The 12,173-nt window shown below is 41.0% G+C and carries 9 protein-coding genes and 2 tRNA genes; 6 read left to right on the forward strand and 5 right to left on the reverse strand.

The features are described from left to right. Positions 1 to 67: 67 nt before the first annotated feature. Entirely contained in the window at positions 68 to 1,249 is a 1,182-nt protein-coding gene (gene ftsY / locus HXT26_RS06010; RefSeq protein WP_101885826.1) for a signal recognition particle-docking protein FtsY, read from the reverse strand. 187 nt (positions 1,250 to 1,436) lie between these two features. Between ftsY and HXT26_RS06015 the strand changes: the two genes are divergently transcribed. After that, complete coding sequence (locus tag HXT26_RS06015; RefSeq protein WP_004105832.1) at positions 1,437 to 1,697, forward strand: glutaredoxin domain-containing protein; 261 nt, start codon at positions 1,437 to 1,439, stop codon at positions 1,695 to 1,697. A gap of 73 nt (positions 1,698 to 1,770) precedes the next feature. Continuing rightward, positions 1,771 to 1,843, forward strand: a tRNA-Lys gene (locus tag HXT26_RS06020). A 153-nt stretch (positions 1,844 to 1,996) separates the two neighbouring features. Here the strand turns inward: HXT26_RS06020 and HXT26_RS06025 are convergent. Together HXT26_RS06025 and HXT26_RS06030 are read right to left on the reverse strand one after the other, a co-directional pair. Beyond that, positions 1,997 to 3,412: a DUF4032 domain-containing protein gene (locus tag HXT26_RS06025; RefSeq protein WP_004105830.1), complete on the reverse strand. Its 1,416-nt coding sequence runs from the start codon at positions 3,410 to 3,412 to the stop codon at positions 1,997 to 1,999. Between the two features lie 248 nt (positions 3,413 to 3,660). After that, on the reverse strand, positions 3,661 to 4,788 hold the full coding sequence (locus HXT26_RS06030) for an ABC transporter ATP-binding protein (protein ID WP_004105828.1): 1,128 nt from the start codon (positions 4,786 to 4,788) through the stop codon (positions 3,661 to 3,663). A 240-nt stretch (positions 4,789 to 5,028) separates the two neighbouring features. Between HXT26_RS06030 and HXT26_RS06035 the strand changes: the two genes are divergently transcribed. Then, positions 5,029 to 5,988: a DsbA family protein gene (locus HXT26_RS06035; RefSeq protein ID WP_004105826.1), complete on the forward strand. Its 960-nt coding sequence runs from the start codon at positions 5,029 to 5,031 to the stop codon at positions 5,986 to 5,988. 95 nt (positions 5,989 to 6,083) lie between these two features. Here HXT26_RS06035 and HXT26_RS06040 read toward each other — a convergent pair whose 3' ends face one another. Both HXT26_RS06040 and HXT26_RS06045 read right to left on the reverse strand, forming a co-directional pair. Then, positions 6,084 to 7,046, reverse strand: a complete 963-nt coding sequence (locus HXT26_RS06040; protein ID WP_004105824.1) for a DsbA family protein — start codon at positions 7,044 to 7,046, stop codon at positions 6,084 to 6,086. 132 nt (positions 7,047 to 7,178) lie between these two features. Beyond that, on the reverse strand, positions 7,179 to 9,017 hold the full coding sequence (locus HXT26_RS06045) for a serine/threonine-protein kinase (protein WP_004105821.1): 1,839 nt from the start codon (positions 9,015 to 9,017) through the stop codon (positions 7,179 to 7,181). A 165-nt stretch (positions 9,018 to 9,182) separates the two neighbouring features. On the opposite strand from HXT26_RS06045, the gene HXT26_RS06050 reads away from it, so the two are divergent. From HXT26_RS06050 to rsmA, 3 genes are all read left to right on the forward strand, one after another. After that, positions 9,183 to 9,259, forward strand: a tRNA-Thr gene (locus HXT26_RS06050). Between the two features lie 447 nt (positions 9,260 to 9,706). Continuing rightward, positions 9,707 to 11,170, forward strand: a complete 1,464-nt coding sequence (locus HXT26_RS06055; protein WP_422111991.1) for a G5 domain-containing protein — start codon at positions 9,707 to 9,709, stop codon at positions 11,168 to 11,170. 55 nt (positions 11,171 to 11,225) lie between these two features. Further along, positions 11,226 to 12,122, forward strand: a complete 897-nt coding sequence (gene rsmA / locus HXT26_RS06060) for a 16S rRNA (adenine(1518)-N(6)/adenine(1519)-N(6))-dimethyltransferase RsmA (RefSeq protein ID WP_004105818.1) — start codon at positions 11,226 to 11,228, stop codon at positions 12,120 to 12,122. Positions 12,123 to 12,173: the final 51 nt, after the last annotated feature.

The raw sequence follows: 12,173 nt of genomic DNA on the forward strand, positions 1-12,173 counted from the left end.
AAAACTCATAAAGACTTTAGCGGAAGATTAAAAACTACCACTCATGCAGCTACATCAATGCTCAGCATTAAGCGAGCAGGCCGTCTACGAAGCTTTGAGCATCAAACGGGACCAAATCATCTGGTCCTTCGCCAAGACCTACTAGCTTAACCGGCACACCAAGTTCACGCTGTACAGCTATAACAATTCCACCTTTAGCGGAACCATCAAGCTTAGTAAGGACTACGCCCGTAATGCCAATAGCTTCAGCAAATACTTTTGCTTGAGACATGCCATTTTGACCAGTAGTAGCATCCAATACCAGCAATACTTCATCAACAGGCATAGTTTTTTCTATAACCCTACGAATTTTGCCAAGCTCTTCCATTAAATTTGCTTTATTCTGCAAACGACCAGCAGTATCTACAATCAATAAATCAGTTTGTTCTTCTTTTGCCTTATTCGCAGCAATAAAAGCAACAGAAGCAGGATCAGCACCATCTTTATCTGCACGAACAACTGGCACGCTTACTGCAGACGCCCAAGTTTCAAGTTGATCAGCTGCAGCCGCACGAAAAGTATCTGCTGCAGCAAACATTACTGAACGTTTTTGGGCAATAAACAATCGCGCTAATTTACCAGCAGTAGTGGTTTTACCGGTGCCATTAACGCCGACCATCATAATAACGCTAGGATGATGCGCATCTGATTTATCTGCATTTAAGCGTCGATCAGCGTCTTCATCTACTATTTTCAATAGTTTCGTACGCAATGCTGAATGCACATCTTCTGAACTAGAAGTACCAGCAATGCGTGCATCTTTGCGTAGATCTTCTACTAATTCTTCACTAGCTCGAGAGCCAACATCGGCCATAAGAAGAGTATCTTCTACATCTTCCCAATCTTCTTCCGAAAGATGGTCCTTGCTTATGATATTAAACAATGCACGACCAAATGGATTTGCACTATGAGCCAAACGTTCGCGAAGACGTTTAATACGCGAAGAAGTACTTTCTGGCAATAATTCAGACTTTACTTCTTCATTAGGTATAACAGCTATGTTACTTTCTATCTGTTTTCCAGATTTTTTTGTTCCACGCGCTTTAGTTTTGCCTGTATCGATTGAACTATCAACGCTTTCAGGAATTACTGGTCCATGACTATTGCTGTGAATGCGCAAAATCACTGCAACTGTTACTAATAAGATGGCAATAACAACAGCCGCAGCCGCAAACCAAATTAGCATGTTCATATCCATAACCATATTCATGACATCAAGACTATGAAAGTCAAGGGACACTAGCAATACATTTCACTATTTTTTCTCATCTTTGTCACACTTCAACGTCAATATGCTTAAGTACATCTGCATCTATTACACTAATAAAAGTAGTAATAAATAGCACGAGCTATTATTACGCAAAATTTGAATTCACAAAATCATTAAGGAGGATTTTATGTCAGATCAGCCTACCGTAAATGTATACGGTGCAGATTGGTGTGGAGATTGCAAACGCGCAAAAGCTGCGCTAACCCAGTATGGTGTGGCATTCGTTTGGCACGATATTGAAACAGAAGAAGGTGCTGAAGAAAAAGCGATTGAAATTAGCAATCAAAAGCACATTCCAGTTGTTACTTTTGCGGATAATACTTTTATGGTTGAGCCATCTGCAACACAAATAAAAGCAAAACTGGAGTCACTCGGAATACTGCAATAAATATATATATAACACGCATAAGTTCACACGATATTCACTTCGTCGATTGAATGTAGTACACTTGGCATTTGTTGCCCCTTTAGCTCAATTGGCAGAGCAGAGTCCTTTTAAGTCTTGGGTTGTGGGTTCGAGTCCCACAGGGGGCACTTTTTTATACCTAAATTTAGGGTAAGCGAGTAAACTGCAATAAAAAAACGGGGGAGTCGAAGCTCCCCCTACGAAAAATTCACTTAAGATCAAAAACGACAATCAATGCCATACTTGTTGAGAATTAGCTAATTACTTATATAACGCAATACTCAACTCGCCCAAACACTAGCATCTTGATCATCTTCAACTATATCGTGACCTACAGGTGCTGGAGAAGAATACGTGTATTCATCATCCACAACGCCAGAATCAGCATCTGCATTAATAGCAGCAAGAACATGCTTATCCATTTTGTACTGTGGTAATACGTTCTTAATATAGCTAGTTACAGCATCTTGCATAGCAACGTCATGGCCAACTTTTTCTGCCATAAACCAACGATGATCCAACACTTCATGGAAGAACTGAGCTGGTTCAATTTGCGAACGGAACTCAGGAGGAATCATACGAACTGTTGGCTCGAAAATTTCACGCATCCAATCAGTTGCGACGATTTCCAGCTCTTCACCTTGACGCCATGTAGAAGTGCGATACGCATCCAAATCGTTCAGAAGCCTTCGAGCCTGATTCTCTTGAACGTCCAATCCAGTAAGACGAAGAAGCTTGCGGGAAGCATAACCAGCATCCACAACTCGAGGTCGAACCAAAACCCTTCGACCATCTTCTGAAGTCTTCATCTCCAACTCATCAACATCGAAACCAAGCTCATTTAGACGATTAACACGACGTTCAATTCGCCACATCTCATCAGGACTGAACTTATCAACGTCAGTAAGCGTACTCCAAAGCGAATGATAGCGATCTACTAGACGATTGCCTATACTGATTTCATCTACTTCTGTCGGTAAAAGCTGACCGGAGCTCAAATCCATAAGCTCACCAATAATGTTGGTTCGAGCTAAATCGATATCGTATTCTCGTTGACCTTCTGTTAAACTTCCATGCAAATCACCAGTTTCTGCGTCAACTAGGAATGCAGAAAAAGCATCTGCATCTCGCAAAAACAGCACGTTGGAAAGCGATACATCGCCCCAATAGAAGCCAGAAAGATGCAAGCGCACCATAAGAACAGCAAGCGCATCGATAAGGCGCTCTGCAGTATCCGGACGCAACGTACGAGCAAATAATGCACGATATGGTAGTGAGAACTTTAAATGTTTCGTAACTAACATTGCCTCAAGCTTTTCACCATTAGCGTCATGGCGTCCTGCAACAACAGCTATAGGAGTAACTGTAGGCAACTCAAGTTTACGAAGCCTACGCAAAAGCTCATACTCACGTTCTGCAACTTGACGAGTAATTTCCTTCATTGCATACACTTCATCGCCAACGTGAACAAATCGCACAACGTGACGAGAAATACCACGCGGCAAATTCACGAATAAATCAGCAGGCCATTGAGAAAGTGGTAATTCCCAAGGCAGTGTAAACATTTTTGGATCTGAACTAGCCGCAGTAATCTTCAGTGCCTGCGGCTCTTGAGACGACGCATTCTCGTCCTGTGCAGATACCGAAGTTGCTTGCACAGCACGCGGGTCTAATTGAGGAGCGTCATTCCATTCCATAAAGTTTATTTACCAATCAAGCTCATGCCAACGATATCACTGCATTCCAGATAAACACAGCTCAACCACCGACGAATTATTGATAACAACTATATATAATAAGCGATGCATTGTAATGATGTATTATTGCACACTTATTATGCTGCTTTTTTGTGCCAAAAACGGGGTTCGCGTCATACTGCGAACCCCGCTATACCTTATACCGAAAGTTTGCTTACTAGCTCATATAAGCAGGCAAACCAACACTTTTAGTTCAAACGCAACTCCGTAGAAGGTGCGAACAGATGCATCTTAGATGGATCAATCTTGATCTTCACGGTGTCGCCAACCTTTGGAAGAGCACGTGGGTTCACGCGAATAGTAGTGAGCTTGTTTTGATCAGACATCATCGTAGATGCTTCCTCAGGAGAACCATCGGTGATGATATTGCCGTAGATATAGCCATCGGAACCGAGATCTTCCACATTCATTACCTTCAAGGAGAACGCATTTGGATCATCGGATGTTGCCAAGCTTGCATCTTCTGGACGGAAGCCAACAATAATCTGTCCGTTATCTTCTGCAGTGAGCTTGTCAACAGCCTCAGCTGGAAGAACTATAGAATCCTCACCGATCTGAGCTCGACCGTTTACAACTGGGTGCTGATTGATATTCATGGATGGCGAGCCAATGAAGCCTGCAACGAATACATTTGCAGGGCGGTCATAAAGCTCAGTAGGAGCTCCAACCTGCTGCAATACGCCAAGCTTAATCACTGCAATGCGATCGCCCATGGTCAAAGCTTCAGTCTGATCGTGGGTAACGTACAGAGTAGTAACACCAAGCTGACGCTGCAAAGCAGCAATCTGAGTACGAGTCTGAACGCGGAGCTTAGCATCGAGGTTGGAAAGAGGCTCATCCATGAGGAAGACTTTTGGTTCACGAACAATTGCGCGACCCATAGCAACACGCTGACGCTGACCACCAGACAAAGCCTTTGGCTTACGATCCAAATACTCTGTCAAATCCAACACTTCTGCAGCTTTTTCAACACGCTTGCGAATTTCTTCCTTAGGAACACCAGCAATCTTCAAAGCAAAGCCCATGTTATCAGCAACTGTCATGTGTGGATACAGTGCATAATTCTGGAAGACCATTGCAATATCGCGATCCTTTGGCTGCATTGTAGTAACATCTTGACCGCCGATGAGGATACGTCCTTTGTTAACCTCTTCAAGACCTGCCAACATACGCAAAGTAGTTGACTTACCGCAACCAGATGGACCAACGAGTACGAGGAACTCACCATCTTTAATAGTCATGTTCAAGTCATCAACCGAAGGCTTATCGTTGCCCGGGTATATACGAGTCACATGATCAAATACAACTTCTGCCATGATATGTCCTTTCATCGGCAGGTACGTGCCGAACGATCCGTAGTGAAGGGTGTGCACTCATGACCCCAATTCCTACATCGGCGGGTATCAATCGTCCACAGTTTACTTACCTGGTCCATTGAAGGTTCTCTTCGTTGAGCCATGCCTTAATATATCATGTTTATCTTAGAAAAACAGCAAAAAATCAGTATTTTGCATAAACTCGGCGTGTCGAGTAAGGCACACAAAAGGAGAATAACTATGGATCAACAACAAGAAACAACAAATAATGAAATGCAAAAATCAAATACCCCTTATAGTAAAAGCTTAATTGGCATCGTAATAGCACTAGTTATTCTTGCATTCGCTGCAGGAGCTGGGTTTATGACTTATTACAATTCAATCAATAAACCACAAGTAAAAATTGAAAATCCAACAACCAATAAACCAGATACACAAACTGAGGATACAGCAAACTCCCAAATAGCCAAAGAGATTAAAAAACTGCCTTCTTCTGACATCCCACCGGCATCTAATTTACAAGGCGGAATTCTTCTTAGCAAGGATGGGTATGGCAAGCAAGCTGCTGGTGCTCCTACAGTTGCTACTTATTTTGATCCTTTGTGCCCTGGTTGCGGATCCTTTAATCGTACTGTTGATGAAACTTTAATTAAAATGGTTGAAGCAGGTCAAATTAACCTAGAACTTCACCCTATGTCATTCTTAAATCGTTTTAGCTCAGATCAATATTCTTATCGCGTCTCAAGCGGTATTGCTTATATCGCCTCATATGATAACGATCCAAAGCATTTGCTTCAGTTTATCAATAGCATCTTTAGTGAAAGATTCCAGCCGGAAGAAGGCGATGGATACCAAGCAACACCGAATAAAGCTCTTATTGATTTAGCTGAAGATGCTGGAGTTGCAAATAAGATTGCGAATGAAGCCTTTAACCTACACTATGTTAAGTGGCAAGAAGTTATTAATGAGAATACTCCAGAAGAAAAAGCTTTATGGAATGTTTCTGGCTCTAATAAAGGCGCTATGACAACTCCAACAGTAACAATTAATGGTAAGCTAGTAGATCTCAATGCAGCTTCTGAAAAGCAGATGGATCCTTTGGAAGCTATATTAAAGTCTTTGGGAATCGATAAAGAACATGTTGGCAAATCTGGCCATATGCCAAAAGTTACATATAAGAGCAAGCCGCTTGATTTATAAATAAAATTAAGTAATTTCTATACTAAAACGGACGTTAAGAATACACTCAACGTCCGTTTTTATTTAATAATTTATATTTCTATAATTTAGCTTATTTACAATGCAATAGGGGAACTAGTGTCAGACACTTTAGGCATCTGACCTGCAACTCCAACTTGCTTTTTATCCAAGCCAATGCAATGAAGCAGAGCATCAAGCACCTTCATTTTTTTCTCATTAATGGCATTCATATCAAGCAATTTATCGTTAATAGTTACTGTTGGAGTTGTCATAGATCCTTTATTTGAACCGCTGACATTCCACAATTCCTTACGATCAGGAGTGTATTTATTAACTAGCAGCTGCCACTTCAAATATTGGCGGTTAAAAGCTTTACTTGCAATTTCGTTTGGAATTCCAGATTTCTTAGCCAGTTTAATCAATTCTTTATTGCTTACAGGCTTATATCCCTCGCCTTCTTCCGGCTGGAATTTTTCGTTAAAAATACCATTGATAAACTGAAGCAAATGCTTTGGATCGTTATCATATGAAGCGATATAAGCAATAGCACTAGAAACACGAGTCGAGTAATGGTCAGTAGAAAGTCCATCCAAGAATGACATTGGGTGAAGTTCTAGGTTAATTTGACCTGCTTCAACCATTTTAATTAAAGTTTCATCAACAGTACGATTAAAGTTTCCACAGCCAGGGCACAAAGGATCAAAATAAGTAGCAACTGTAGGAGCACCAGCAGCTTGCTTACCGTACCCATCCTTGCTAAGAAGAATTCCATTCTTAGAATTAACACCGCTTGGACGAATACTTGGATCAATATTATCCAAATTATGATTAGATTTTGCAGATTGCTCTACTTTTTTCTGAGGCTGAACGTAAGCTGCCTGATACGCAGTAATGCCTACAGCAGCCAACATAGCCGCAACAATAATTACTACAATAACGCCGATAATTGCTTGCTGACGACGCTCACGCGCGGCACGTTCGCGATTTTCTATGGTTCTTTGTAGGCGAGTAGCAGATGAATCTCCCTGCTTATTATCACGCATCTGAATTTTAGGCATTGTTATCCTTCAACCCTTTATTTCGCATGCTAAGACTAGTTCCTAGCAGCATTCTTGCTAATGAAATAATAACCTCACCACAGTTTAGTAGATGGCATCAACGGAAAATACACATTACGTATCGTACTATTTTTATTTTTCAAATGATTTTCCAGAATAAAATAACGCACCTAATCCTAAACGGAATTTTGTAGTCCATTTAACTACAGCAAAAACAACCCATGCAACAATAAATCCTAGAGTATATCCAAATGCAGTATTTGAAAAAATATTAGGTGAGTAAGTTGGTAAAAGGATACGCAAGGATCCAACATCTATAGAAAGTAGTTCAGGATTATCACCACAGAGAAATGGATATATAACAGCTCCAATACCTCCAGAAATCACAATAGCTATAACTCGTGGAAGCATGTAGACGAATCCTCGAATAATATGCCATGGCAAAGTTGCAATACGCACTACAGAATCATGACGAGGAATTATTCCATCGTTAAGTTGCCATCTTCGCAAGCTTGATGAAATACTGTAGCCGGATGTTGCACTAATCCACATAAAAACCATCGCAAAACCAATAGAATCGAGAATGCTTAAGCAAGCAATGGCTAAATGAAGAATTATACAAATCAGCAGTATCCATGTTCCTTTACGCACATAATCATGTTGATTAAGAGTATGATCTACAGAAGGCACTTCATCACTTTTAACATGAAGGGAATCGCCTGCTTCATTTTCAATATTGTCATTATCAAAAACGTTATTAGAGGCATGAATAAGTTTTGAAGATTGTGCAATACGTGAATTGTTTGAATTGTCGTTTTGTATATGCTGTAAATCGACACCGTTTAACGCATTAATTCGTGTTTTTTCATCTACACAAAATGTTTTATCGTCTTCACTATCTAATGAATGCGGCATAACAGTAGTAGAACGAACAGTTACGGTTGGCGTTTCTCCATCAGAGTTAAGATTTGTTATGCCAGATGTACCAGCTGCATCGCAGGTACGAGAATTTGTTAGTATAGCAGTTTTTTCTTTTGTTTCACGACTTGTTTCACGCCACATTTTACGCATAGTTATGTTAGTGGCATTACGGTCAAAAGGGCGGTTCACCTCCGGCCAGGCTAAAGGATCCATAGCATCTTGACTAATTGCATTTTCTAAATCAGATAGCATGCAACGCTGTTCTCGAATCGGATTCAACGCCTTACGAAAAGCAGCCATTGTTCTAGGAGGCAACCCAGTTAAATCTGCATTGCCTGAGGCAGCACGCTCCAAAACCGCCATCATAGGCTTTGTGCCAAAAACAGGCTTACCGGTAGCCGCAAATGCAAGCACAGCAGCAACAGACCACCAATCTGTAAGTTCATCTGAATCTCCGCCTTCAATAATTTCTGGAGCAATAAAACCAGGAGTGCCCATCACTAATCCCGTGCGAGTAACATGGCTTTCACCTTCACCCATCGCAATACCAAAATCTACTAATACTGGTCCAGTAGCAGAAATCATTACATTAGTTGGTTTAATATCGCGATGAACAATACCGGCTTCATGAACTGCCTTAACAGCTTCAATAAGCTTATGCGCAAGACGCTCTAAATCATCTGCAATATAGGGCCCATTCTCATCCACGTCTTCGCGCAAATTATGTCCTTCAATCAATTCTGTCACAATAAAAGCGATTGAAGCATCTAATTCCATATCCACTATCGCGCAAACACCTGGATGATGAATCCTCTGCAAAGCCAAAGCTTCACGTTTTAAACGCATTCGAGCACGTTCCTGCTCAGAATCCTCATCTTCACTCTGTTTTGTACGAACAGAAGCACGTAATATTTTCATAGCATATTGATTGCCGCCATCGTCATTAACGCGCCAAACTGACCCCATTGCGCCGCCGCCAAGCCTAGAAATAAGCGTGTATCCGCCTACATTATTTCCTGGCTGCAAATCGAACATGCTTGTATCTTCCATACTGCATTATGTTAATGCCTTATATTGCCAAATACGCAAATATAAACAACAAAAAACACGCCGTTTCTATATTCAACATCGCCGTAATTTTGTAATGACGTGGCATATGGTACACTAATCAATTGTTCTACTTAGCATGATTTGTTATGCTAACGAGAAAACATCGCCTCCTTAGCTCAGATGGCCAGAGCGGCCGCCTTGTAAGCGGCAGGTCGCCGGTTCGATCCCGGCAGGAGGCTCCATTTTATTCCACTCGTTTCATAAGTATTTCTTATTTTCTGTTCACATATTCCAGAACTATAGTTTTGTTATCTTTCGTATCACATATAATGACGTGAAATGATTAAAGCAGAGGGGATAGTGGCTAATTAACTATTCAAAAATAGAAAAGATTTCTATTTTTCATATACAGTGCCAAATTATGGCGTATTATGAAAATAACAAATCTATATCTGCGCACATGATCATCTTTATAACAAAACTTTTCGCGAGTAAGAACTCGGGAACCTTCCCCCAACTCAGGGTTTCCGAGGTGAGAGTGGAGCGTCCCCCAACCAGCTCCACCTCATAGGGGGCGGGAATATCCCCTTCTCTCCCGCCCCCACTTTTATTTTGTTTTGCACTCAATTTTGAATGCAAAACTGAAGGTATAATAGAAAAGTTAGCATTATTGCGAAGGGAGTGATTGTATGGCACGTCGATGGACGCCTAGACGATTAATAGTGATGCGTCGTGCAAGAATAATCGCCTGCGTTTTATCTATATCACTCACAGCAACAAGCTTGTTTATATTTACAGCTAAAAAATCTGTTGCAATGATCGTAAATGGAAAAACGCGTATTGTAAGCACTTATTCAACAAATCCAATACGTTTACTGGAAGAACAACACGTACCAGTAAAAACTCACGATCAAATTATTTCTTCTTCTGGAGATATTCTCACAAATCACTCTACTGTAACAGTTCGCAGTGCTTATCAAACTTCTATCACTGTAGATGGAGTAACTATACCGTTCTGGACTGTTGCAACTAGTGTCGATCAATTAATCGGCTTTTTTAAAGCTAATGCTAAGAACGCTTCACGAATTACAGTAAATTTGCAAAATATTTACGATAAACTAACTTGCGGCTTATCGATTAATAAAAAAGGTCCAATTAGCGTTATCGCTGACGGGAAAACACGCGTTGTGCAAAATGGAGACTTACCTGCGAGCGCAATTCTTGATTCTCAAGGTATAGTGCTCGGCAAGGAAGATCGCGTAAGCGTAGAAGAAGATGATGGAAATACTGTTTTACGTGTTTCTCGAGTTACTCATGGCAAAGAAACTCGTACGGTTTCATTACCTTTTGCCACACAAACTGTAGTAGATCCTAAACTTCCAGCAAATTCTCGCGTTGTACAACAAGTTGGCGTGAATGGTGAGCGGGAAGATGTTTATAACGTTACATACGTAGATGGCAAAGCAGAAAGCGCAACTCTAGTTTCGCAAAATTTGGTAAAGCCTGCAGTTAATCAAGTTATTGCTGTAGGTAAGGCTGTTCCCGCACCAATTCACAAAAATAATACAAATACACAAAAGTCAAAACAATCCAAACAACAAACAAACTCTCAACACAAAAAGCAGAATACTGAGCAGCCTGCAAAACAGGAGAAGAAAAACAGCCAACAGCAAACTCAACAAAATCAGAATAAAACGCAAAATCAGGCTCAAAGTAAAGACCAGAATAGTAACAATGGTGCGCAAACATCACAAACTCAACAACAAACCGCATCTGTTGCCCCCGCACTTGCAGCTAATCCACCTGCACCCGCTCCAAGCTCTAATCCCGATAGCCTCGTACATGCTACTCCAGAACAAGCTAAACTATTTGCTCAGGGCGCGGCTGCGCAAATGGGTTGGACCGGTAAAGAATGGGAAGATCTTTTATGGTTATGGAATAGGGAATCTGGATGGAGATGGAACGCAGAAAATCCTAGCTCACACGCTTATGGCATTCCTCAAGCTCTTCCTGCAAATAAAATGAGCAGCGCAGGAGCTAATTGGCATGAAGATGCCGCAATACAAATTAGCTGGGGTCTAAGTTACATTAAGGGCAAATATAAAACACCTAGTGGAGCAGTAAAGCATTCGCGCGAAATTGGCTGGTATTAAAAGGCAGCAGCGTGTTTTAACGCACTTTGGTGCAACAGATTAATTGTTACGAAATTTGGATGGTAAAACTTTGACAGAAATCAGCATTGAAAATGAAGGTCAGCTTTTAGGTGCAGCAGATATTAGACGTATTGCTGCCGAGGAAGGCATTACTCCTACCAAAAAGTTTGGTCAAAATTTCGTTATTGATCCTGGTACAGTGCGAAAAATAGTAGCGGCAGCTGGCGTTAAATCTGGCGATATCGTTATGGAGGTAGGGCCTGGTCTTGGTTCTCTTACTCTTGCAATATTGCAAACAGGAGCACAGCTTACTGCAGTAGAAATAGACCCTCCGCTAGCTCGACGATTGCCGCATACTGTAGAAGAATTTATGCCTAAAGCAATGCAAAAGTTTAATGTCATTCTAAAAGATGCTTTAACAGTAAATGCCGATGATGTTCCACAAATTGCACAGGCTAAAAAATTTACTCTTGTTGCAAACCTGCCATACAATGTTGCGACGCCTATTATTCTTACTTTGCTAGAAAAATTTAGCAACTTACAGAATTTTCTAGTTATGGTTCAAAAAGAGGTAGCAGATCGTTTATGCGCACAACCTGGGAATAAAGTATATGGCACACCAAGTGTTAAGTTGGCGTGGTACGGCAAAGCCCAACGCGCAGGGCTTATCGGTCGTAATGTGTTTTGGCCAGCACCAAACGTTGATTCAGCATTAGTTTCTTTTACTCGCGATTGCACAAGCAAAGGTGACAACAATGAGCGTGAGGGAGTATTCGCTTTCATTGATGCAGCCTTCCAGCAACGACGTAAGACATTGCACGCAGCTCTTAAAAATCAAGTTCCAGAAGAAGCATATAAAAATTCTGGAATTGACCCAACTAGACGCGGCGAGACGCTTACTTGCGATGAATTTATTGCTTTGTATCGCGCATGCAAAGATTGTCAATTATAAATAAAACGCATATTTATTCGTTGAATAAATATGCAAAATAAAATATTACGC

This window comes from Gardnerella sp. DNF00497B (assembly GCF_049262725.1).
GTDB lineage: Bacteria > Actinomycetota > Actinomycetes > Actinomycetales > Bifidobacteriaceae > Bifidobacterium > Bifidobacterium leopoldii.